21 protein-coding genes, 1 tRNA gene and 2 pseudogenes are annotated in these 23,428 nt (G+C 57.1%); 10 read left to right on the top strand and 14 right to left on the bottom strand.

Annotated elements, in window-relative coordinates:
* Positions 1-13: 13 nt before the first annotated feature.
* The 7 genes from AC3WP4_RS00700 to AC3WP4_RS00670 form a co-directional block, all read right to left on the bottom strand.
* Positions 14-1,036 (bottom strand): ABC transporter permease, encoded by a 1,023-nt coding sequence (locus tag AC3WP4_RS00700; RefSeq protein ID WP_102614317.1) that lies wholly within the window; start codon positions 1,034-1,036, stop codon positions 14-16.
* Positions 1,036-2,097, bottom strand: coding sequence for a microcin C ABC transporter permease YejB (locus AC3WP4_RS00695; RefSeq protein WP_076030787.1), 1,062 nt, complete (start codon positions 2,095-2,097; stop codon positions 1,036-1,038). The genes AC3WP4_RS00700 and AC3WP4_RS00695 overlap by 1 nt, the downstream gene beginning before the upstream one ends.
* Positions 2,097-3,965: an extracellular solute-binding protein gene (locus AC3WP4_RS00690; protein ID WP_074877518.1), complete on the bottom strand. Its 1,869-nt coding sequence runs from the start codon at positions 3,963-3,965 to the stop codon at positions 2,097-2,099. Before AC3WP4_RS00690 ends, AC3WP4_RS00695 begins: the two co-directional genes overlap by 1 nt.
* Before the next feature lie 134 nt (positions 3,966-4,099).
* Positions 4,100-4,381 carry a peptidylprolyl isomerase gene (locus AC3WP4_RS00685; protein WP_046048458.1) on the bottom strand — a complete coding sequence of 94 codons (282 nt, stop codon included), beginning with the start codon at positions 4,379-4,381 and terminating at the stop codon, positions 4,100-4,102.
* Between the two features lie 108 nt (positions 4,382-4,489).
* Positions 4,490-5,371 (bottom strand): esterase/lipase family protein, encoded by an 882-nt coding sequence (locus AC3WP4_RS00680; protein WP_102614318.1) that lies wholly within the window; start codon positions 5,369-5,371, stop codon positions 4,490-4,492.
* 291 nt (positions 5,372-5,662) lie between these two features.
* The gene (locus AC3WP4_RS00675) at positions 5,663-6,751 is read right to left on the bottom strand and encodes a 3-deoxy-7-phosphoheptulonate synthase (protein WP_102614319.1); all 1,089 of its coding nucleotides are present in this window, start codon (positions 6,749-6,751) and stop codon (positions 5,663-5,665) included.
* A 336-nt stretch (positions 6,752-7,087) separates the two neighbouring features.
* Positions 7,088-7,216 carry a hypothetical protein gene (locus AC3WP4_RS00670; RefSeq protein ID WP_256581310.1) on the bottom strand — a complete coding sequence of 43 codons (129 nt, stop codon included), beginning with the start codon at positions 7,214-7,216 and terminating at the stop codon, positions 7,088-7,090.
* 160 nt (positions 7,217-7,376) lie between these two features.
* Between AC3WP4_RS00670 and AC3WP4_RS00665 the strand changes: the two genes are divergently transcribed.
* From AC3WP4_RS00665 to AC3WP4_RS00640, 6 genes are all read left to right on the top strand, one after another.
* On the top strand, positions 7,377-8,135 hold the full coding sequence (locus AC3WP4_RS00665; protein WP_102614320.1) for a carbon-nitrogen hydrolase family protein: 759 nt from the start codon (positions 7,377-7,379) through the stop codon (positions 8,133-8,135).
* A complete protein-coding gene (locus AC3WP4_RS00660) occupies positions 8,135-8,578 on the top strand; it encodes a GNAT family N-acetyltransferase (protein WP_074877511.1) in 444 nt (147 codons plus the stop codon). Before AC3WP4_RS00665 ends, AC3WP4_RS00660 begins: the two co-directional genes overlap by 1 nt.
* A 126-nt stretch (positions 8,579-8,704) precedes the next feature.
* Positions 8,705-9,346 (top strand): response regulator transcription factor GacA, encoded by a 642-nt coding sequence (gacA, locus tag AC3WP4_RS00655; protein WP_008015884.1) that lies wholly within the window; start codon positions 8,705-8,707, stop codon positions 9,344-9,346.
* A 2-nt stretch (positions 9,347-9,348) separates the two neighbouring features.
* The gene (gene uvrC, locus AC3WP4_RS00650) at positions 9,349-11,172 is read left to right on the top strand and encodes an excinuclease ABC subunit UvrC (RefSeq protein ID WP_074877509.1); all 1,824 of its coding nucleotides are present in this window, start codon (positions 9,349-9,351) and stop codon (positions 11,170-11,172) included.
* Between the two features lie 32 nt (positions 11,173-11,204).
* Positions 11,205-11,765, top strand: a complete 561-nt coding sequence (gene pgsA, locus AC3WP4_RS00645; RefSeq protein ID WP_008150904.1) for a CDP-diacylglycerol--glycerol-3-phosphate 3-phosphatidyltransferase — start codon at positions 11,205-11,207, stop codon at positions 11,763-11,765.
* 62 nt (positions 11,766-11,827) lie between these two features.
* Positions 11,828-11,903, top strand: a tRNA-Gly gene (locus AC3WP4_RS00640).
* A 409-nt stretch (positions 11,904-12,312) separates the two neighbouring features.
* Here the strand turns inward: AC3WP4_RS00640 and AC3WP4_RS00635 are convergent.
* Positions 12,313-12,558, bottom strand: a pseudogene (locus AC3WP4_RS00635) (LysR family transcriptional regulator); the annotation flags it as partial.
* Between the two features lie 464 nt (positions 12,559-13,022).
* Here AC3WP4_RS00635 and AC3WP4_RS00630 point away from each other — a divergent pair.
* The 4 genes from AC3WP4_RS00630 to AC3WP4_RS00615 all read left to right on the top strand — a co-directional run bounded on the left by AC3WP4_RS00630 (position 13,023) and on the right by AC3WP4_RS00615 (position 17,321).
* Positions 13,023-14,357 (top strand): acetamidase/formamidase family protein, encoded by a 1,335-nt coding sequence (locus AC3WP4_RS00630; protein ID WP_102616574.1) that lies wholly within the window; start codon positions 13,023-13,025, stop codon positions 14,355-14,357.
* Positions 14,358-14,500: 143 nt separating this feature from the next.
* The gene (locus AC3WP4_RS00625) at positions 14,501-15,346 is read left to right on the top strand and encodes an HvfB family MNIO-type RiPP peptide maturase (RefSeq protein ID WP_102616573.1); all 846 of its coding nucleotides are present in this window, start codon (positions 14,501-14,503) and stop codon (positions 15,344-15,346) included.
* Entirely contained in the window at positions 15,339-16,094 is a 756-nt protein-coding gene (locus AC3WP4_RS00620; protein WP_074877503.1) for an HvfC family RiPP maturation protein, read from the top strand. Before AC3WP4_RS00625 ends, AC3WP4_RS00620 begins: the two co-directional genes overlap by 8 nt.
* A gap of 450 nt (positions 16,095-16,544) precedes the next feature.
* Complete coding sequence (locus tag AC3WP4_RS00615) at positions 16,545-17,321, top strand: MFS transporter (RefSeq protein ID WP_146011614.1); 777 nt, start codon at positions 16,545-16,547, stop codon at positions 17,319-17,321.
* 382 nt (positions 17,322-17,703) lie between these two features.
* Here the strand turns inward: AC3WP4_RS00615 and AC3WP4_RS00610 are convergent, their stop codons facing one another.
* The 6 genes and pseudogenes from AC3WP4_RS00610 to AC3WP4_RS00585 all read right to left on the bottom strand — a co-directional run bounded on the left by AC3WP4_RS00610 (position 17,704) and on the right by AC3WP4_RS00585 (position 22,669).
* Positions 17,704-18,069, bottom strand: coding sequence for an NIPSNAP family protein (locus AC3WP4_RS00610; RefSeq protein ID WP_102616571.1), 366 nt, complete (start codon positions 18,067-18,069; stop codon positions 17,704-17,706).
* Positions 18,070-18,127: 58 nt separating this feature from the next.
* Positions 18,128-19,352: pseudogene (tnpC, locus tag AC3WP4_RS00605) on the bottom strand (IS66 family transposase); the annotation flags it as partial.
* Positions 19,353-19,494: 142 nt separating this feature from the next.
* Entirely contained in the window at positions 19,495-19,872 is a 378-nt protein-coding gene (locus AC3WP4_RS00600; RefSeq protein WP_074877497.1) for a c-type cytochrome, read from the bottom strand.
* A 129-nt stretch (positions 19,873-20,001) separates the two neighbouring features.
* Complete coding sequence (locus tag AC3WP4_RS00595) at positions 20,002-20,520, bottom strand: cysteine hydrolase family protein (protein ID WP_102616570.1); 519 nt, start codon at positions 20,518-20,520, stop codon at positions 20,002-20,004.
* Between the two features lie 240 nt (positions 20,521-20,760).
* Positions 20,761-21,165: a DUF6632 domain-containing protein gene (locus AC3WP4_RS00590; protein WP_102616569.1), complete on the bottom strand. Its 405-nt coding sequence runs from the start codon at positions 21,163-21,165 to the stop codon at positions 20,761-20,763.
* A gap of 361 nt (positions 21,166-21,526) precedes the next feature.
* The gene (locus AC3WP4_RS00585) at positions 21,527-22,669 is read right to left on the bottom strand and encodes a sensor histidine kinase (protein WP_074877491.1); all 1,143 of its coding nucleotides are present in this window, start codon (positions 22,667-22,669) and stop codon (positions 21,527-21,529) included.
* Positions 22,670-23,428 lie beyond the last annotated feature (759 nt).

Raw genomic sequence — 23,428 nt, 5'->3', positions numbered from 1 at the left:
TCAGCCGTCCGCTTCATGATCGTGGATCGAAAGCGTCACGTAACGCCTCCCCGATAAACACCAGTAAAGAAAGAATCAGCGCCAGGGTAAAAAACGCCGTCAAACCCAGCCACGGCGCTTGCAGATTCTGTTTGCCCTGACCGATCAACTCGCCCAGCGATGCACTGCCGGCAGGCATGCCGAAACCGAGGAAGTCCAGCGCTGTGAGGGTCGAGATCGCCCCGGTCAGAATGAACGGCAGGTAACTCAGGGTCGCGTTCATTGCGTTAGGCAGGATGTGCCGGACGATGACTTTACGGTCGGTCAGGCCCAACGCCCGGGCGGCTTTGACGTATTCCAGATTGCGTCCCCGGAGAAACTCGGCGCGCACCACATCCACCAGGGCCAGCCAGGAAAACAGCGCCATGATCCCCAGCAGCCACCAGAAATTGGGCTCGACAAAACCCGACAGGATGATCAGCAGGTACAGCACCGGCAGTCCCGACCAAACCTCCAGCAACCGTTGACCGATCAGGTCGACCCAGCCGCCGTAATAGCCTTGCAGGGCGCCGGCAGCGATGCCGATCAGTGCGCTGACAAAGGTCAGCATCAAGGCAAACAGGATTGACACCCGCGCACCGAAAATCACTCGGGCCAACACGTCCCGCGCCTGGTCGTCGGTGCCCAGCCAGTTGACCTTCGTCGGAGGGCTGGGCGCGGGTTGATTGAGGTCATAGTTCGGCGTGTCGTCGCTGAAGGGGATTGGCGGGAACAACATCCAGCCATCGCCCTGGTGAATCAGCTTCTGTACATAGTCACTGCGGTAGTCGGCCTGGAACGGCAGCTGTCCGCCAAACTCCTGCTCGGTATGACGCTTCAGAACCGGGAAGTAGAGTGAGCCCTGGTAGCTGACGATCAGCGGTTTGTCGTTGGCGATCAGCTCGCCACCAAGGGTCAACAGGAACAGGCCGACAAACAGCCACAGCGACCACCAGCCGCGCCGGTTTTTCTTGAAGCGTTCGAAACGACGACGTCCTAACGGCGAGAGCTTGAACATCAGGCGTTCCTCGCGGCGAAGTCGATACGCGGGTCGACGAGGGTGTAGCACAGGTCGCCGACCAGTTTTATCAAGAGACCGAACAGCGTGAAGATGAACAGCGAACCGAATACCACCGGATAGTCCCGGGAAACCGCGGCTTCGTAACTCATGCGACCCAAGCCGTCGAGGGAGAAAATCACTTCGATCAGCAGGGAGCCGGCGAAAAATACGCTGATGAACGCTTGGGGAATCCCCGAGACCACCAGCAGCATGGCGTTGCGAAACACGTGACCGTAAAGCACTTGGCGTTCACTCAGACCTTTGGCCCGGGCGGTGACCACGTACTGGCGCGTGATTTCATTGAGAAAGGAGTTCTTGGTCAAAATGGTCAGCGTGGCGAACCCGCCGACCACCAGCGCTGTCACCGGCAAGACCAGGTGCCAGAAGTAATCGGCGATTTTGCCCACGGTCGACAGCGATTCGAAGTTGTCCGAGACCAGCCCGCGCACCGGGAACCAGTTCAGCGAAGTGCCGCCGGCGAAGACCACGATCAGGAACATGGCGAACAGGAACGCCGGCATGGCGTAGCCGATGACGATCGCGGTGCTGCTCCAGATATCGAAATGGCTGCCGTGGTGCACGGCCTTGCGGATACCCAGAGGGATCGACACCAGGTAGGTGATCAGCGTTGCCCAGAGCCCGAGGGAAATGGTCACCGGCATTTTTTCCAGGATCAGGTCGGTGACGGTCACCCCACGGAAAAAGCTCTTGCCGAAGTCCAGGCGCGCGTAACTGGTGAGCATCAGCCACAGGCGCTCGTGCGCCGGCTTGTCGAAGCCGTATTGCTTTTCGATGTCCTTGATCAGTTGCGGGTCGAGGCCGCGACTGGATCGGGAGGTGCCGGACATGCGTTCGCCGGAACCGCCGCCGACACCCGCGCCGCCGATGCCTTGCAACTGCGCGATGGCCTGTTCCACCGGGCCGCCCGGCGCGGCCTGGACGATGATGAAGTTGACCAGAAGAATGATCACCAGCGTCGGAATGATCAGCAGCAGACGCCGCAGTATGTAAGCCCACATCAGTGCGGCCCTCCGGGTCTGCCACGGCTGATTTGCTCAGCGGTCATCTGTTGATTGGTCAGCGGCGTGGTGCTGATTTCCCACCAGCTCTCGATGGCTTCGTCATTGCTGGCTTGCTCGTTGGGCCTGCCGAAACGATTCCACCACACGGTGGAGCTGCCCGGCGGGTAATAGTTGGGAATCCAGTAGTAATTCCATTGCAGCACCCGGTCCAGCGCGTGGGCGTAGCGCAGCATTTCGGGTTGGGTGGTGGCGCGAATCAGTCCGGCGATCAATGTGTCGACCGCTGGATTTTTCAACACCATGTAGTTATTGGCGCCAGGGTCGTTGGCCGAGACCGAGCCGAAGTAATTGAGCAGTTCACCCCCGGGCGACGTCGTGACCGGGTAGCCGGTGACAATCATGTCGTAGTCGCGGCTCATCAGGCGATTCACGTACTGGGAGGAGTCGATGCGGCGAATGTTCATGTCGATGCCGATCTGTTTCAGGGTGCGTTTATACGGCAACAGCAATCGGTCCATGCCGTTCTGGCTGACCAGGAAAGTGAAACTCAAAGACTGGCCTTCGGCGTTGACCAGTCGATCGCCATCGGGTTTCCAGCCAGCCTGTCCGAGCAAATCGAGTGCCTGCAATTGTTTGTCGCGTATCACGCCACTGCCATCGGTTTTCGGAGCCTGGAAAACCTGGCTGAACACCTCGTCGGGGACCTGCCCGCGCAGCGGTTCGAGAATCGCCAGTTCGCCGGCGTCCGGCAGGTGTCGGGCGGCGAGGTCGGTGTTGGAAAAGTAACTCTGCTGGCGGATGTACATGTCGCGCATCATCTGCCGGTTGCTCCACTCGAAATCCCAGAGCATGGCCAGCGCCTGACGCACTCGACGGTCCTGGAACAGCGGGTTTTGCAAGTTGAACACAAAGCCCTGGGCCGGTTGCGGGGCTTGGGTTGCCAGGTGCGCCTTTTGCAGACGCCCGTCACTGAGGGCCGGGCCTTCGTAGCCGATGGAGTAAGCGGTGGCGGAGAATTCCCGGTTGTAGTCGTAGGCACCGCCGCGCAGTACCTGGCGGGCGACGTCGGTATCGCCGAAGTACTCGATGCTGAAATGATCGAAATTGTAGAGGCCGCGGCTGACCGGTAGATCCTTGCCCCACCAATCGGCATTGCGCTTGAAGGTGATGCTGCGACCGGAGTCGACCTTGCCTACCCTGTAGGGGCCGCTGCCCAACGGTGGCTCGTAACCGCCGCCATTGGCGAAGTCACGAGTCTTCCACCAATGCTCGGGAAACACCGGCAAGGTCGCGATATCAAGGGGGAGGGTACGGTTTTCATTGCTTTTAAAGTCGAACCGAACCGTTAGCGGTGATTCCACTTCGACGCCTTTGACGTCGGCAAATTGGGTGCGATAACGCAGGCTGCCCTGGGTCATCAACAGGTCAAAGGTGTAGCGCACATCTTCGGCCGTGATCGGTTTGCCGTCGGCGAAACGGGCCTTGGGGTTGAGGTAGAAGCGCAGGGACAAACCGTCATCCGAGCGCTCCATCTTCTGAGCCACCAGGCCGTACACGGTGTAAGGCTCGTCCAGCGAACGCTGGGCAAGGGGCGAGTAAAGCAGGCCGTCGACCTGTGTGACGCCAATGCCTTTATCGATGTAGGGCAACATATGATCGAAATGACCGATTTCGACGGCCGAGCGGCGCATTGTGCCGCCCTTGGGGGCTTGCGGGTTTGTGTAGGCAAAATGACTAAAGCCGGCAGGATACTTTGCCGGTTCACCGTACACGGTCAACGCATGTTGCGGTGCTGCGGTCACGCCGGTGACGCTCAACAACAGAGCCACGGCCGTGAACAATAAAGTAGGGAACGCCAGTCGCATTGTCAGCCTTAGAGCCGGGTGGTCAGTAACCGCAATTTGTACGCTAGCGGCGCGTCCCTCGCCACCCGTATCACGTATCCCAAACACAACGGCCCACCAGAAGGCGGGCCGTTATGCAGAAACTTAAAGGCTGATCAGTCCTGGCGGCTGGTCACTTCCAGCAGGTGGTAACCGAACTGGGTCTTGACCGGGCCTTGCACCACGTTGATCGGTGCGCTGAATACCACGGCGTCGAATTCCTTGACCATCTGGCCTGGACCGAACGAACCCAGATCACCGCCCTGGCGGCTGGATGGGCAAGTGGAGTTGGCTTTGGCGACTTCGGCGAAATCAGCGCCGCCTTCGATTTGAGCTTTCAATTCGTTGCACTTGGCTTCGCTGGCAACGAGGATGTGACGGGCAGTGGCTTTAGCCATGGTGAAATACTCCTTTCAATGTTCAGTAAAGTGCGGAGCCTACCGGATTCAGTGGTCTATTTCTTCTCAAAGTTCCGTCCAGATTATGCAGACCGACACGGTGTTCCTTTATAAGCCGGCATTTCTCAGACGCTCTGCATGCTGCACATACAAGACAGTCGGGTCGATGCCCTTGTGCAACGGACCGGCGGTCTGGCTGAGGCTGTCCAGATGATCCAGCGGGTAGTCGGACCGGATGACTTTGCCCAAGTGGGAGCTGTAGCGGCCAACCAGGCCATCGTTCTGCTCGGGTTCGGTGGTGAAGTAGTGGGAAAAGGCGCGGAGGAACCCGTGCAGTGGGCTCAGCGCATCAAGCCCTTTGTCGAGGATGTCGCCCTGCAGGGTGCCGCTCCAGGAGTAATAACGTACACCGTCGACCAGTTCGCGGCCCTTGCCACCCCAGGTTTTCGGCAATCCCTGGGGGTATTTGTCGTTGAACGCGCCCACGCCTTCGGTGGTCAGGGCATTCAGCGCGGCGATGGCGTTCTGCGGCAGGTGACTGTGGCCGCTGAGCAACGATAGAAAGTCTGCAAACAACGTTGCAACCGTCGAGGCAACGTGTTCCGGCAGGCGCCCGGGCGTCAGCGCCTTGCGCAAGAAGTCGGCCAGTTCCGAACCGTGATTCGGTCCGCTGACGGAGGTTACCGAAGCAATTATTTGCGGCGCTGCCGCCGCCGCATAACGTGCAGCGAGTGCGCCCTGGCTGTGGCCGATCAGGTTGACTTTGTTCGCACCGGTTCCCTCCAGTACGCGTTCGATCTGCGCCAGAAGTTGGTCGCCGCGGACTTCATTGCTATGGGTAGCCGACAAGTGCGGGATAAACACTCTTGCGCCTGCACATCGAAGTGCCTGCTTGACGTCATGAAAGAGTTCGATCTTGCCGATGCGGTCGAAGCCGAACAGCCCGTGGACCAACAGCATCGGATACTGAGTAGTTGCATTCCGTAGCATGTTCTTTCCTTTTTCGCAGTCGTTCAGAGGTGTGTTGATGGGCTCACTCTAATGCACACCCGCTGTTCGGCGTTGTATGAAGAAGCCGCTGTAACCTGATGAAAACGGAATAGAAAATGTACGAAAGTTCGAAAGTGGATGAGGTCTCGTTCGGAATATTTGGACATCTTTTGATCTGTAACAGAGGATGTTTCAGCAATGGCCTACTTCGGCAACACCCTTTGCCTGTGAGTCGTGTCTCGATTCCGACGTCCGGCCCTCAATGTGAGGGCTGGACGTTGGGTGTGTGGCTCACGCCGATTGTTGATCCCTGTTCCGAGCCCTGAGCCGATCGGTTGCCTGGCGCAGCAACAGTTCTGTTGCGCTCCAGCCAAGGCAACCGTCCGTGACTGACACGCCGTAACGCATGGACGGGCCCAGCGATTGGCAGCCTTCGAACAGGTGACTCTCGATCATCATGCCGATCAGTGATCGATCGCCTTGCAGGCGCTGTTCAAGCACATCGTTAAACACCGCCGGCTGACGCAACGGGTCTTTGCCGCTGTTGGCATGGCTGCAGTCGACCATGATCCGGGCCGGGATCTTCAGTTTGATCAAGTCGCTGTTCACCCGGGCGACGCTGTCGCGGTCGTAGTTCGGCCCGCGGTGTCCGCCACGCAGTACCAGGTGGGTGTCGGGGTTGCCCGGTGTCTGAATGATTGCCGGGTGACCCTGGCTGTCGACACCGAAATGGCGATGCGGGTGAGCGGCAGAGCGCATGGCGTCGCTGGCCACACCGACACCGCCATCGGTGCCGTTCTTGAAGCCGACCGGCATGCTCAGGCCACTGGCCATTTCACGGTGAATCTGCGATTCGGTGGTGCGAGCGCCAATGGCAACCCAGCTCAACAGATCGTCGAAGTAGCCGGCAGCCATCGGTTGCAGCAGTTCGGTGGCAATCGGCAATCCCAGGCGGAGCATTTCGCGCATCAACTCGCGGGACAACGTCAAACCGCCGGCCATGTCATCGCTGCCATCCAGATGAGGATCGTAGGCCAGGCCTTTCCAGCCAACGGTGGTGCGGGGTTTTTCGACGTAGGCGCGCATCACCAGCAGCATTTCATCGCTGACGTCGGCGGCGAGGCGGGCGAGGTTGCCGGCGTATTCGAGGGCGGACTGAGGATCGTGAATCGAGCAGGGACCGACGATGACCAGCAGACGGGAATCTTCACCATTGAGGATCGCGCGAACCGCTTGGCGGTGGGCGGCGACTTGCTGGGTCAGGGCGTTGCTGAGAGGCAGTTGCTGTTTGAGTTGCAATGAGCTGGGCAGACGCAGGGTCAGCGCTTCATTGGCAGGGCTCAAGGTGGACAGCGGCAGAGCAGAGACGGACGAGTTCATATTCGGGCTTCCTGGGCTGGCGGCGGGTTCGTTCCCGCGCGCTCGGCCCTACTGGGGTGTTCGACAATTGGTCGGATTGGCTGCGTGTGTGTGCTTGCCACCTGTGGGTGACCGATCGGAGGCGGCAGGCTGTCCCGAGCGGAGGCTGCTAAATCGCCAGGCGGAAAAACTGTCGTAACGGTAATAAGTGGCGTAGTTCATTGTTGAATCCTCTGGTTGTCTGGTGTGTCGCTAAAAATGTGCGGGGCTGAAAAAACAAAACCCCCGGTCGGGAAGCCGACCGGGGGTTGAGAAATCTCTGGTGGCGACCCGTTTAAAGTGGGCGCCGTGTGGGTATCAGGCGCGCCAGTGGCTAAACCAATACCCAAAATAAAAGCTGACCGGAGCACAAACGTCATTCACCCGGGCAGCCGCCACCGAGCGCAGGGCGCTGACGGTACGAAGCTGTGAGAGGGTGTTGAACATGGTTTGTCTCCGATGAGTGCGCCGAGCTTACTAGAGGCCGGTACGTGGATTCAATCAGAAAATGCTATCGATCACCGCAGGCATTTTCTATCGCTTGAGTGCGTCGCCGGTTGTGACACACTTTGTGCTTCGCTTATGTACAACCTCGCAAGGACGAACCATGACGCCACTGATCATCGCCGCTGCTCAATCGGTCTCCATCGCCGGTGACCTTGCTGCAAACATTGTGTGGCACCAGCGCTTCATGCAGGTGGCTGCTGAGCAGGGCGTGCAATTGCTGGTGTTCCCGGAGTTGTCCCTGACCGGGTACGAGCGTGGACTTGCGGCTGAATTGGCCATTGCGCCAGACGCCAGGGTTCTGCAACCGTTACGGGATCTCGCTCGGGAAGTCGGTGTGACGGCTGTCGTCGGGATGCCGATTCGCCTGTCGGAGGATTCGCCCGTATTGATTGGCGCGCTGGTGTTGGGCGCTGATGGATCGCTCGGGATCTACAGCAAGCAACATCTGCATCCAGGCGAGGAGGTGGCATTTGCACCGGGAACCGGCGGTCCGACCCTGACCGTAGGTGCCGATACGGTCGCGTTGGCGGTGTGCGCGGATTTCTCTCATCCCAGTCATGCCGCCGCGGCGGCGCAGCAAGGTGCCGGTCTCTATGCGGCGGGCGTGCTGATCACGGAAAACGGCTACGCCCCGGATACCGCTTTGTTACAAGGCTACGCCAGCCATCATTCGATGGCGGTCCTGATGGCCAACCATGGCGGTGCGACGGGGGGCTGGGAATCGGCAGGACGCAGCGCGATCTGGGCGTCGGACGGTTCGCTGATTGCGGCCGCGCCGGGTACAGGCAACCTGATGGTCGTGGCTCGCCGCGATGCTGAGGGTTGGCAGGGGCAAATAGTGACTGTCGAGGAGGCTTGATGGCATTCGAATTACGCCCGGCGACGCACCGGGACCTCGCCTTCGCTCGTGAACTGACCCGCAAAAACATGCTGCGCTATTACATTCAGCACGATCTGCTGTGGCAGGACGAAGGTTTTGATGTTGGCTGGGCAGGGCGCGAAAACTGGTTGATTGTGCGCAATGAGACCTTGCTAGGCTTCGTCAGTCTGAGTCGTGACGCCAAAGCCCTGTACATCCGCGAGTTGCATGTCATTGAAGCGTTTCGAGGGCAGGGCGCCGGTTCCTGGACGATTGATCAGGTATTCGCCATGGCGTGCAAGGAGCGGCGTCCGGCATTGCGCTTGACGGTTTTTGAAAATAATCCTGCGCAAGCGTTGTATGCGAGAAAGGGCCTCAAGGTAGTCGGCACGGACGAGTGTTTCCTGAGAATGCAGCGTGATATCAACGCCTCGCCTGGCTGAAACACGCATACGGCAAGCCTTTCAAGATGTATTGAAACTTTTTATATGACGCTTGCCGCTAGGTCTGCCAGTTGCTTTTTGCTAAGGTGTCGGCAACCCAATAAGACCATATCGCGAGGTGTCTGCTTGATTAGGGTGCTAGTAGTCGATGACCATGATCTCGTTCGTACAGGCATTACACGAATGCTGGCTGACATCGATGGCCTGCAAGTAGTCGGCCAGGCTGAGTCAGGCGAAGAATCCCTGCTCAAGGCGCGTGAGTTGAAACCCGATGTGGTCCTGATGGACGTCAAGATGCCCGGTATCGGCGGTCTTGAAGCCACGCGCAAATTATTGCGCAGTCACCCGGATATCAAAGTCGTCGCGGTCACCGTGTGCGAAGAAGATCCGTTTCCGACCCGGTTGTTGCAGGCCGGTGCCGCGGGCTATCTGACCAAGGGCGCCGGGTTGCCGGAAATGGTCCAGGCCATCCGCCTGGTGTTTGCCGGGCAGCGCTACATCAGCCCGCAGATCGCGCAACAACTGGCGATCAAATCCTTCCAGCCGACCAATGATTCACCTTTCGATGCCTTGTCGGAGCGGGAAATCCAGATCGCGCTGATGATTGTCGGCTGTCAGAAGGTCCAGATCATTTCCGACAAGCTGTGTCTGTCGCCAAAAACCGTCAACACTTACCGTTACCGCATTTTCGAGAAGCTTTCGATCAGCAGCGATGTCGAGTTGACGCTGTTGGCGGTTCGTCACGGCATGGTCGATGCCAGCCTCTGAAAATGACTGAAGTCTTCGATCCAAGCGCCTTTCTGTCGACGGTCAGTGGGCGTCCCGGTGTGTATCGCATGTTCGACAGCGAAGCACGCCTGCTCTACGTCGGCAAGGCCAAGAACCTCAAGAATCGCCTGTCGAGTTACTTCCGAAAATCCGGTCTTGCACCCAAGACCGCGGCGCTGGTCGCGCGTATCGCTCAGGTCGAAACGACGATTACGGCCAATGAAACCGAAGCCTTGTTGCTTGAGCAGACGCTGATCAAGGAATGGCGTCCGCCCTACAACATCCTGCTGCGCGACGATAAATCCTACCCTTATGTCTTTCTCTCGGATGGCCAGTTCCCTCGCTTGAGCATCCACCGCGGTGCAAAAAAGGCCAAGGGCAAGTATTTCGGCCCTTATCCCAGCGCCGGCGCCATTCGTGAAAGCCTGAGCCTGCTGCAGAAGACGTTTTTCGTTCGCCAGTGCGAAGACAGCTATTACAAGAACCGTACGCGTCCTTGTCTGCAATACCAGATCAAACGTTGCAAGGCGCCCTGTGTCGGATTGGTGGAGCCCGAGGTGTATGCCGAAGACGTCCGGCACTCGGTAATGTTCCTTGAGGGGCGCAGCAATGCGCTGACGGACGAGTTGTCCGCAGCCATGGAAGAGGCGGCGATCAACCTCGAGTTTGAGCGTGCGGCTGAGCTGCGGGATCAGATTTCATTACTGCGCCGGGTCCAGGACCAGCAAAGCATGGAAGGCGGGACGGGCGACGTCGACGTGATCGCCGCGTTCGTCAATCCGGGTGGTGCCTGCGTCCATTTGATCAGTGTGCGGGGCGGGCGGGTGTTGGGGAGCAAGAACTTCTTTCCGCAGGTGGGTATTGAAGAGGACGTTTCTGAAGTCATGGCGGCGTTTCTCGGCCAGTACTTCATCAGCAGTCCCGAGCGCGACCTGCCGAGCGAACTGATCGTCAACGTGGTTCACGAAGACTTTCCGACCCTGATCGCGGCCATTGATGAGCTGCGTGGTCGCGAATTGACCATCAGTCATAGGGTTCGTGGTACGCGAGCACGCTGGCAACAGTTGGCGGTCACCAATGCCGAGCAGGCACTTGGAGCGCGACTGGCTAACCGTCAACACGTTGCTGCACGTTTCGATGCGCTGGCGGAAGTGCTGAACCTGGACGAACCGCCACAGCGCCTGGAGTGTTACGACATCAGTCACTCCAGCGGCGAAGCGACCGTGGCTTCTTGTGTGGTGTTCGGCCCCGAAGGTCCGATCAAGTCCGACTACCGTCGCTACAACATTGAAGGCGTCACCCCGGGCGATGACTACGCCGCGATGCATCAGGCCCTGACCCGACGCTTCAGCAAACTGAAGGACGGGGAGGGCAAGCTGCCGGACATCTTGCTGGTGGACGGTGGCAAGGGACAGCTGTCCATGGCCCGCGACGTGCTCAATGAATTGGCCGTGCCTGATCTGATTCTGCTGGGCGTCGCCAAGGGCGCCACGCGCAAGGCCGGTTTCGAAACCCTGTACCTGAACGATGCTGCCCACGAATTCACCTTGCGCGGTGATTCCCCCGCGCTGCATTTGATCCAGCAGATACGCGACGAAGCTCACCGTTTCGCGATTACCGGGCACCGCGCCCGTCGTGGCAAAACCCGCCGCACGTCTACGCTTGAGGGCGTTGCCGGTGTCGGGCCGACACGTCGCCGCGATTTGTTGAAACATTTTGGTGGATTGCAGGAGCTGTCTCGTGCCAGCATCGAAGAGATCGCCAAAGCACCCGGGATCAGTAAAAAGCTCGCAGAGTTGATTTATGCCAATCTGCACAGCGAGTAGAATGCCCCCTCACCTCGTAGCCAGTTGTGCCGATGAATATCCCTAATCTGATTACCGTACTACGCGTCCTGCTCATTCCGATCTTCATTTTGCTGTTCTACCTGCCGTATCAATGGAGCTACCTGGCGTCCGCCTCGGTGTTCGCATTTGCCGCTGCCACAGACTGGCTGGACGGGTATCTGGCCCGCCGACTGGAACAAAGCACGCCGTTCGGGGCTTTTCTTGATCCGGTGGCTGACAAGCTGATGGTCGCCGTTGCGCTGGTATTGCTGGTGCAAGAACACGGTAACCTGTGGCTCACGCTGCCGGCCGCCGTGATCATCGGTCGCGAGATTGTCGTCTCGGCACTTCGCGAGTGGATGGCCGAACTCGGCGCCCGCGCTCACGTCGCGGTGTCTAACCTGGGCAAATGGAAAACCGCCGCGCAAATGCTGGCGCTGGTGATCCTGCTGGCCAATCCGTCGGATTTCACGTTCTGGGTACTGCTGGGTTACGCCTTGCTGCTGATATCCGCGGGCCTGACGTTGTGGTCCATGGTCCAGTATTTGCGGGCTGCCTGGCCGCATCTGAAGACCGACGTGGAAAAGAAATAAACTTTTTTGAATCAAGGGGTTGACGGGGCTTCTGGAATCTATAGAATGCGCCACACCAAGACGCGGGAATAGCTCAGTTGGTAGAGCACGACCTTGCCAAGGTCGGGGTCGCGAGTTCGAGTCTCGTTTCCCGCTCCAAGATTCACAAAAAACGCCACTCTATGAGTGGCGTTTTTTTGTGCGTGATATTTACACGAAGCGTTGAAAATAGAGGCTTAGGCCTCTTTTTTTGTTCCGCCGAGTTCTGCTGAAAATTACTACCAGCCATGCTTTTCTTGTACGTTAAAACGTACGTCGAGGTCCTGGCTGAAACGTCAGTACTACGTTGCTCATTGATCGTGCGTTCACAGAAGCGAATTCGCTACACTGAGAAGCCTTCCTATACTTCACCCTTCTCGGAGCGCCGGTTCAACTGACAGGAGTAGCGACGGCATCAGTTATCAACGGCATCCTGCCCATAGCAATCACCATTTTGGGCCGGACAGAGCACGATTCGCTTCCACGCAAACAACTGAAGATGCTCCATTCTGGTCGCCGCCGGTAGCCGGACGCTGTGGTGCAACCTCTCAAGTACGACGTCGACCGTTGAGAGCAATTCTTCACCAGCCGTGGTCAGCGCGACACCACGCGGTTTCCTTTCGAACAGCGGCATCTCCAGGCTTTCTTCCAAGGCATGCATCTGCTTACTCACTGCGCTTTGCGTGAGGAACAGCTCGGTGGCGGCCTGGGTAAAACGGATAAGGGTGAGTACCTGGTTTCCCTGCGACACAGGCAGCTCTCTCCACTGGCCCAAGTTTTCCATGATTGGATACTAGATAATAGGTATAAGAGCGCCCCAGCAATGAGCAACACCGAGTATCGTCGAGGCGCTATTCCAATCGATCAGGTGGATAAGAACGCTTACTGAGCGATGCCCCCCACCCAGCGTACGGAGATGATCAGGACTTTGCGCTGAGTTCACCTGCTTAGCTCTACGATTTGACTTGCCCACAAGGGCGGTGTATCAGCCGCCGAAGGTGCAACGTGTCCCGGCCACCTCGCGGGCAAGCCAGCTCCGACAAGGTGTTGACCATAGGTTTGTATCTCTCTGTATCTAACCGGACTCTCGATACAGTCCCTATAACTCAGGCGCATGGTCGAACACAGACCAGATACAAATCTGCGCTGAACTATGCGGGCCACCTTCCTTGGCCGCATTCATCGACGGCCGTTCGCTCCTGACTCTGTTCCGCGCCTGATGCGGTCAAGGGGACCACAATGACAACATTTGTGCCTGAAACCAATCTCAATGCCACGCCGGTCCATCGCCTACGGGTCGATCACTACACCAACGGCATCATCGGCCCAAGCCAGCCGATGCTCGGGCCACTGGCCGACGGCGGCACCTTGATCACCGGTACACCGCCGGGCTGTTGGGGGCCGATGATCACGCCGGCCTTCGAGGGTGGCCATGAAGTGACGCAACCGGTGGCCATTGCCGGTGCGGAAATCGGCGACGCGGTGGCGATCAAGATCAAACGCATGCGCGTCACCTCGCTGGCCACTTCGTCCGGGGTGATGAGCTTCGTTGAAGGTCGCTACCACGGCGATCCGTTCGTCTCCAAATTCTGCGCCAAGTGCGGCACCGAACATCCAGCCAGCCATGTCGAAGGCATTGGCGAGGATTCGATTCGCTGTAACACCTGTGGCGCAGAGGTCAGCGCGTTTCGCTTCAGCCATGGCTATGTGATCGTGTTCGATGCGCAGAATCAGGTCAGCCTGACCGTCAATCAGGACGTCGCCAATCAACTGGCCGGTAACGCAGCCGAGATGTCGGCGTTGCCGGAATTCGCCGCGCAACATTCGATCCTGTCCCTGGCGCGCGCAGACATTCCCGGAGTGGCGGCGCACATGCGGCCATTCCTCGGCAACATCGGCACCACGCCGTCCCGTGATTTGCCCGACTCGCACAACTGCGCCGATTTCGGCCAGTACCTGATCGGCGCGCCGCACCGTTTCGGCATGACCCGCGAAGAATTGCACGCGGCCAAGACTGACGGTCACATGGACACCAACTCGATCCGCGAGGGGTGCGTGTTGATCTGCCCGGTCAAAGTGCCAGGCGCCGGCGTGTACATGGGCGACATGCACGCCCAGCAGGGCAATGGCGAGATCGCCGGGCATGCCACCGACTGCTCCGGGGAAACCGAAGTGGTGGTGGAAGTGGTGAAGAACCTGACGCTGGAAGGGCCTATCCTGCTGCAAAACCTCGACGACTTGCCGCCCATGGCTCGGCCGATGAATGCCAGGCAGCTTCAGAAAGTCCGCGAGCTGGGGGAGCGCTGGGGCCAGCACGAGATCGAGCAGAGCGGGCCGATCACGTTCATTGGCAGTGGCGAAAACCTTAACATTGCGGTCGAAAACGGCTTGCAGCGTGCGGCTGCCGTCACCGGCTTGCCTTATGACGAAGTGCTCAACCGCGCCACGATTACCGGCTCCATCGATATCAGTCGCTTGCCGGGCACCGTGCGCGTGACGTTCCTGTGCCCGATGATTGTGCTGGATCGCATCGGCATCGGCCATTTTGTGCGCGAGAAGTACGACTTGGCGTAACGCGCACCGGCGGGGCTGTACCGCAATGTGTACAAACCCGCCGGCGATACAAGTCCTGCGGTTTTCCAGCGGTGCGCAACACAGGGCCGATACACGGTTACGGTTAACTGTGAGCCCGTACCGATAACTTTGAGATCGATACCATGCACACCCTCATCTCTTGCGCCAAAGCCAAAGCCAGCGCCGGGCTCGGCTTGCGACGCGGTTTAATGAATGACCTATTGGCTGCTCCGGCCGGTCATTTCGACTTTCTCGAAGTCGCGCCGGAAAACTGGATCGGCATTGGCGGTGCCCATGGCGCAGCGTTACGCAGATTGGCCGAGCGTTATCCGTTGTCGTGTCATGGCTTGTCGCTTTCACTGGGCGGGCCGTCGCCGCTAGATATCGGTTTTGTGCAAGAAGTGAGGGGTTTCCTGGATCACTACAACGTGCCGCTATACAGCGAGCATTTAAGTTACTGCAGCGACGACGGTCATCTCTACGATCTGTTGCCGCTACCCTTTACCGAAGAGGCAGTGCATCACGTCGCCGCTCGCATCCTTCAGGCCCAGGACATTCTCGGCCGTCGGCTGGCGGTGGAAAACGTCTCCTATTACGCCGTGCCACAACAGGACATGGACGAAGTAACGTTCACCAATGCGGTGCTGCGCGAGGCCGATTGCGACCTGTTGCTGGACGTCAACAACGTCTACGTCAATTCGATCAACCACGGCTTCGATCCACATGCATTCCTGGCCGGCATCGATGCCGGGCGCGTGGTGGCCATGCACATCGCTGGACACTTCGATCAGTCGGACACTTTGAAAATCGATACCCATGGCGCCTCAGTCAAACCGGCGGTGTGGTCGTTGCTGGCTGAGGCCTACGCCCGGTTTGGTGCGCAACCGACTTTGCTGGAGCGGGACTTCAACTTCCCGGCATTTTCCGAATTAATTGCCGAACTGGACACCATTCGCCATTTGCAGGTTGGGGAGATGAACTGTGCCTAAACGTTCACTGCACGAGCAACAAAACAGCATGGGCCTGTACCTGCGCGATCCCGACCACTGCGCGCCACCACCCGAGATGGACCCGGCGCGGGCGCAGATTTATCGCGACCTAGTATTCGCCAACCTGTCGACGTTGATCAGCGGCACTTTTCCGGTGCTGGTGAAGATCCTCGGTGACCAACAGTGGCGGGCACTGGTGCGGATTTTCCTGCGTGACTACCGAGCTCACACGCCGAAATTCGGCGAGATCGCTGAGGAGTTCGTGGAGTTTCTCGCCTCTGAGCCTGCAGCACTGGCCGGTGGGTCGTGGCCACCGTTTATGGTGGAGCTTGCGCACTACGAATGGGTGGAAATGGCTTTGCAACAGTCCGAGGCCGAGCCATTGTTATCCGGTGAAAGCGAGTCGTTGTTGGATAGTCCGTTACAGGTCTCGTCATTGGCGTGGCCGTTGGCGTATGTCTGGCCGGTGCAGTTGGTGGGGCCGGATTTTCAGCCCGATGCGCCGCTGGATCAGCCAACTTTGCTGTTGGTGCGTCGTGATCTGGACTTTAGTGTGAAATTTTCTAGCTTGAGCCCTTGGGCCTTTCGATTGTTGCAACGCATCGAGCAATTCCCCAGGTTGGATGGGCGGGCGCATTTGCAAGCATTGGCAGGCGAGGCGGGAATGACCGAATCACCGGAGTTCTTCAATAACGGATTGTCAATGTTGCAGCAGTTGCATGAACAACGAGTGGTGGGATTTGGCTGATAGCCCCCGTGACGTAAGGACAGATCCTACGGCGCGTTTTGCTTTTAGCGAAACGTCCTACAGCAATCTATCTGAAAATGTAACGACCTTGATGGGCTTCACGCAGGCATCGACGAGTACATTCAGTATTCAGACTGAAGTTCAACGACCTAAGCCCTGTCGAAAACAGAAATCAGGACGCTCAGGCATAGATGAGTAATCATCCAACTTTGTTAGTCAGTTCAAATCAGGTGGACACCGTCGCCTTTGGTGCCAAGCCCAGGAAGGAGCGTTGGTAACGGTTGATGACCGAAGAAGGCTAGGTCGGGTCGTTCGACTGCGGTCGATTTATTGGCGGACTCTGCATGCACATGTCGGCGATCCGAATTGCGTCATGCGGGTATTAACTGATGAACCTGGTAAATTCGACATCCTGTTTCGCCGAGCAACATATTGTCACCACGTGCAATCATGCTCTCACCGGCGCTTGGTGGACTGATCGCTACCCACGCCGGAGGGTGGCGCGCGGTTGTGTTCGCGACTGTATTGTTTGGCGCGCTTGCACTGATCGCCTCGCTGTTCTACAAGGAGACCAATTTGCAACGCGACCCACAAGCGGGTCGGTTAAAAACGCTTCTGAGCAACTACGCCCTGTTACTTAAAGGCTCATCCTTGCGCAGCTTTTCCATTGCCATTGCCTGCACCTACGGCGCGATGTTCTGCTTTATCGCCGCTTCCTCGCGAGTGTTTGTTGGTCAACTCGGCTTGAGCCCGACCCAGTATGGCCTAGTTTTCGGCGGCATCGTTTCGGGGATGATCGCTGGCGCGATCTTTACCAACCGTACCATCATGAAGTTCGGTCCGGAAAAAATCGTGGGTATCGGCACCAGCCTAGTTGCGGTCGGCGCCAGCCTGGTCCTGGTATTTCATGAACTTATTGGCCCATCAGTGATTGGTCTAATGCTGCCACAGATGGTGCTGACTTTGGGCGCGGGCATGGTCTTGCCGGGGGCGGTCGCGGGCGCGGTGATTCCCAACCCGAATCGCGCAGGGCTGGCGGCGGGCTTTATCGGCTTTGCCCAGATGGCTGGCGCGACTATTTCCGGCCTATTGCTCAGTCGACTTCAGGACGACTCGGCCTTACCGATGGTTGCTCTGAATGCCGCCTTCGCCGTCGCCGGTTTCTTAGCCTTCCGAATCATGCGCGCGCGCAGGACTCACACTGCGAAGGTCACACTTGCGGAGTAACCTCACCAGTCGCGCTCAATTCAGATAGATCGTTCGGCCCGAAGGATAAAGCCAGCTAATTATTGACTAATCAGTTCACAGAAAACCCGGAGTCTCCATCAGGCTCCGGTTTTTTTTGGAGACGCCAGGCATTGTGCTTATTTGTCCGAGGCAAACATTGGCGGGCGCTGCAACATCCAATTCAGCAGCTCTTGAGCGGGAACAGTCAGCGGCCGTCCGGATTTCACCAATAGTTTTGCCTCAACGCTTAGAAATATCGAATAGTCGATAGGAACGGCTACCAAACTTCCCATTGCAACCTCGCGATAGGCGTAACCGTCCGGCCAACACATCTCCTGATCCCCGTGTTTAAGGCTACGGGGTCTGCCTTTGTCGATGTCAGCTACGCGGATCGAGCTTCGGTTCTAGATAGATCTACGGAAGCTCTGATGGCATCAATTACGTCTTGAGCGAGCGCCATAACTGTCGTTGTACTGATTTCAATCCGACTGATAATGTCCTCTCTCGGGCCCTGTTTCCAGGCATCGCTTGCGTAAAAAGCATCTTGAGATACTTGGCGATGGCTCTCGCTTTCATAGGAACGAATCAGGTGATAGCTGTCACAATCATGTAATGAGCTGCCATAAGAAACGACATCTATGCCAGCTTCTAGGTGAAGCGGAACACTTACATTCTGCATTACTTGATGAAAGTCCAATCCCGATCCTGGCTTTAAGGTGTACATCAGGATTTCAATAATTCGAGTCATTCCAAGTCTTCCATGTGGAGTTTCAACGTGAGCATCCGTACATCCCCAGCTTACGTTATTAGGCGGGAGTCCAGCTATGCGGCAGCAGTTGCGTAATCTCACTCGCTCGCTGCGTCGGCAGGCGCGTAAGGACGTCCTTCAAATAAGCATACGGTTCATGCCCGTTGAGCCGCGCCGATTGGATCAGGCTCATGATCGCCGCCGCCCGTTGTCCGCTGCGTAGCGATCCTGCGAAGAGCCAGTTCTTGCGTCCAAGAGCCCACGGCCGGATCTGGTTATCTGCCCAATTATTGTCAATGGGTACGGTCCCGTCATCAAGGTAGCGCGACAGCGCTGCCCAGCGTTTCAGGCTGTAATCCAATGCTCTGCTGATGGCTGAGCCTTCAGGCACGAGATCACGCTGGGCAATTATCCAAGCATGCAGCATATCCATCACCGGTACCGCTTTTTCTTGCCGTTTTCGGCGCCGTAAATCCGGCTCTAGGTCGTGGACTTCACGTTCGATTTCGTAAAGCAACTGGATATAACGCAGGGCCTGCTCGGCGGGCTGGCTCTTGTTGGTGGCGTGCAGCTCAAAAAACTTGCGCCGCGCATGGGCCATGCAACCGATCTCGGTGACGCCGAGTTCAAAACTGGCTTTGTAGCCGCCAAAATCGTCGCACACCAGCTTGCCCTTCCAGTCTTGCAGGAAGTTACGTGCATGTTTTCCGGCGCGGCTGGGGCTGAAGTCATAAACCACCGCTGCCAAGTCCGAGAACTGGCTGGTGGCGTAGGCTCAAACATAAGAACGGTGGGTTTTCTTTGAGCCTGGAACGAGCATCTGCACGGGTGTTTCATCGGCATGGATAACCTGCTGCCCGAGCACTACGTCCCGCAACGCATCCACCAGAGGCTGTAACTGCAAGCCAGTCACGCCAACCCATTGAGCCAAAGTTGAACGTGGAATCGCCAAGCCAGCTCGACCGAAAATCGATTCCTGACGGTAAAGAGGCAGATGGTCAGCAAACTTCGCGATCATGACGTGGGCTAGCAACCCTACGGTCGGGATGCCCTTGTCGATGACCTGCGCCGGAACGGGGTACCTGGATCAGCGTTTCGCAGTCATCGCATACCCAATTGCCACGGACATGGCGTTCAACGGTAAACACGCCGGGCGTGTAGTCCAGCTTCTCGCTGACGTCTTCACCGATACGTTTCAGTGCGCAGCCACATGGGCAGTAGGTGTTGTCCGGTTCGTGATGGATCGGCGTGCGTGGAAACTCTGCCGGCAACGCAGTGCGCTTGGCTGTTTTTTTCTGACCAGCGATAACATATTCATGGATTGCCTTATCCGCTGACGGCGGAACCTGAAATGGACAAGGCAGGGTAGGGGTTGCCCCAAGGGACAGAGTCAAGCGCTGGCGACAGGACCAGGCACTTTAAAGGTCATCGTTTTTGTGAAATCACACCACCCATGTATTGATTCAAATCGCGCAGGTCCTTAACGCTCCATGAGTGCGGCAAAAGCTTTACACCATTCTCACGCAAGGTTCTTGGAATCAAGTCGCCATTTGGGCGAAGTATTATCGAAGAGACAATCACGCCTGGATAATCATTCAATCGCTTTTTGAAAGCGGACGTTGTTAGATCAGGCGTAGGCGGATTGCTTTTATTGGCCAGTGGTCCTGTTGCCTTGAGATCTGTTCCGTGGCACATGCTGCATCGCTGTAGATAGAGATTTTTTCCATTGGCATTATCCGCGAAGCCTATTGAAGTTTGAGTCAGCGATAAAATTCCTAGCGAAGCGATGAATAGTATTTTCATTGTTTTTATCTTCCTTGATGGGCTCAGCGTCGATCGGACGCGATCTGGTGTGCGGGTAAGATATCAGCCGTCGCGTCGGCACCCACGCGGTCTGATCGACCCTTGGCTTGGGTCGATCAGGGGAGTGTCCTAAAAACTCCATTCATCAGCCTGAACGACTCGGCAGAATGGCCCCGCCAAGGTTGCATTGTGGTGGGCAATGATGGCCTCTGCATTAAGCGTTGGAGTATCAGAGCAGGTATGTCCATCGGCGATGAGTACAGCATCGAAGCCTAAATCGCGGGCAGCACGGCAAGTACTGTCTACGCAGTATTGAGTTTTCATTCCTGTCACGACGATGCCTTCACAGTCGCGTTCGCGTAGCTGACCGGCCAACCCGGTCGCCACAAAGGCGTTGGGACGATTTTTCTCAAAAATCACTTCGTCACCCATTAGCTGCAACTCTGGGACAAGCTCGGTGAGCGGACTGCCCGGCTCAATAGGAGATCCGGCCGGACCCAGGTGGCGAGCGAGAAAGATTGGGGCGCCGGCCTCCCGTGCGTTTCTGATTAGCCTGTTCAATGTATCGAGAAGCGCTTCACTGCCCCAGGGCCTGTCCGGGCCGTGAACGAGCCCTACCTGCATGTCGAGAATCAGTAGTGCATACATGTGCGTTTCCTTACGTTGTGCCAATAAATCCGGGGGCAAAAAAAAGACCCGGTCCATCACTGGCGGGTCTTCGGGGTTATGCGTTGTTTTAACTCACACAACCTCCCACGACCCGCCTGTGGCGGTCGTGAAGGTTGTGGTCGATTCGATGCGTGGCGTAGTCATGACGCAGACCTTAACGTTGACGCGCTGGCCTTGCAAGTGAGCATACCCGGGATGAAAGTAGTTTCATGCCTGCTCTCAGGCCCGATTGTGTGTCCCGGGCCGAGCGGCCAATTGCGAGCGGGGCGTCAAGATGGCCAAGGCAACCGTCACGATGAAGAGCGCCGGCACGTCACCTGCCAAGTGCCCCATTTGCCCCGGTTGGGTGACCGTCTGGACGGCCATGATTGCTCCGTGTACGGCGCTAGACCACACGGTGAACCAGATCAGGCTCAGATTGGCTAATGGATCACGTGCGGCCAGGATCAAGAACACGCCAAGTGTGGCGTAGATGCCAACGATCATCATCGGGTAGTCCGAGTGACCGACGTGCCAGGCCCAGCCGGACGGCCAGAACAACATAAGTGGGTAGAGAGCAAGGCAGGCGAGGCCAGCCAAAATTAGAACGACACGTAAATACCTGAGGCGATCGACTAAGGTCATGGCGGACTCCTCTTTGGGCCTGACTCTAATTGGACCCCAAGTGGGGTAATAACGCCTTCACGGGCTTGGTGGATAACAATCTGCTCAATCAGTTTCGGCAGTAGACCAAGCATAGCTACTCATTTGCTATCGCTCCGTCCACCGTCCGCTTCTGGCCGATTTCTGTCGGTGCTCACCGGCAGCTATGGGTCGATTTTTTCCTTTCGCCACCCTCAGATATGTGGTTTGGGGTTGGCGACAAGTTAAACATTGATAGTGGGATGGGGTGATGGTTTTAAATCCAATCCGGGATACGACTAACGCCCCTAATATTTGAGGCTTCAATCGACACAAATCTGTTGGGTGACCCGCGGTAAAGTGTCTACTTAAGCTGGGGCGATTCAGTAATTGGAAGCTTGACTAGAAAAGTGGTGCCTCCACTTGAGTCAGAACTGACATCGATTGAACCGTTATGTGATGCCACGATCTCTGACGCGATGAACAGGCCCAAGCCCAGCCCCTCTGTCGGCCCGTGATCAATTGCAGATCGCTGAGAGAAACGACCCATAGGGTTAAATATAAACGGGAGAACGTCCTCTGGTATGGGCTCTCCACTGTTATGGACGGTAAAAATAGCGCAGTCTTCTGAGGTCTCTAACTCCACCTTGATAGGGAGTTGATTATCTCCATGCTGTACAGCGTTGCTGATTACATTCGAGAAGACTTGTTCCATTCTGGCGCCATCGAATTGCCCTTGAACTGGAGTCTTCGCGTCGAACAAGACAATCGCCTCTGGATGAGACGCTCGGATTTCTTCGACAACACGTTCGCAAACGTGCGAGAGATCTAGATCCGTCGTTTTGACAGGAATGCCTGGGCCCATTTGGCAGCGTGTTAAATCAAGTAGGTCTCCAACAATTTGGCTCGCTCGCCGCACGCTTGTATATATCTGATTGGCAACCTTGGTAGCCCGGGCTCCGGCCCCTTCTGAGCGCCTCAACATATCGGCACCCAGCAAGATTGCTCCAAGCGGGGTGCGCAGGTCGTGGCCGAGAATGCCTAAAAATACGTTGCGTGACGCCTCCACCGCGCGTGAGTAACTGGCAATGGATTCGGCGAGAGCCTGATCGATGGCCTCATGGAATCGGGTCATGTCGTCGACATTAATCGGCGTGCCATCCTTCACTTGCCTCATCCACTGACTGACGACACTCGTTCTTAGTGCTCGATATTCCGACACCATTTGATCGATCGTGAAACCTGCCATTAGCCGCGTCATTGCATGCGTTTCAGCTGCGGTTTCTTCATCATCTGAAGGGGCTTGGCCTTGAGACTTGGCCGCTTGCTCTCGCTTCGTCTGCTTTGTTCGCAGGTCACTTACAATTGCCCGCAACATCTGTTCGGCATGATCTCGCAGAGCTTCACTATCGAGGTCCGCACCCGGCGTCTCAATGGTTCTGGCGAAATCTTCCCAGGCCTGCAGAATCGGCTCAAGGTTCTCAAGAATAAAATCGGACAGGCGCATGTCGGTGATCCTAATGGGAGGGCGATGCAGAGGCCGGCAGGAAAGCGAGGCTGCGCAGATACGGTGTGAGCGGGTGTTCAGCAGTGTAGGAGGTTGTTTATAGCTTTTAAAGCTCAGTGCGTATGAGGCCCGCTTTGTCGATACGCATGATCAAGGCGTCGCCAGCTTTGACCCTGACCCTGACTCTTGCGTCCATTGCCTAGAGCACCCCTCCGAAGTTCGCGCCGAGAGGGTGTGTGATCCGAACGTGAGCCCGAAATGGGCGTTTCCGCTCTGAGCGATTCGGTGGCTCACCGGGAAACCTGGATCTGGTGCCGAAACCGCCGTACGGCCGCGTCCCCTCAATTGCTGTCGGCCAGGCGCAACAGAGCATTGACCCTGGGAAGATTGAGCATTCAGATCGAGGAAAAGTAGGCCCCAATCCTCGACCGGAAGCGTTGAAAAGAGACGCTTCGGCTTCTTTTTTGCTCCAGCGAGTTTTGCTGAAAACAACTACCAACCACGTTTTTCTTGTGCGTTAAAACGTACATCGAAATCCTGCCTAAAACGTCAGTACTGCGTAGCTCTTAACGTCCTGTCCTGGGGCGAGACGTTTCTGCTTCCTGATTGAGGAGGCTGCCCGAAATCAGTGATCTCTAGATCCGCCGCATCCTCTATCTCATGCCGAATATCCCTACATTTTTCCTTCTGCGCATTTGCTATGCGTCCATAACGAGCGCGGTGATTTGTTGCAGTTGAGCGCCATTGGGCGTTCAAGGT

The sequence above is a fragment of the Pseudomonas sp. FW305-20 genome (assembly GCF_058788075.1).
The sequence above is the reverse complement of the archived record's forward strand: the minus strand, read 5'-3'. Positions and strand labels throughout refer to the sequence as shown.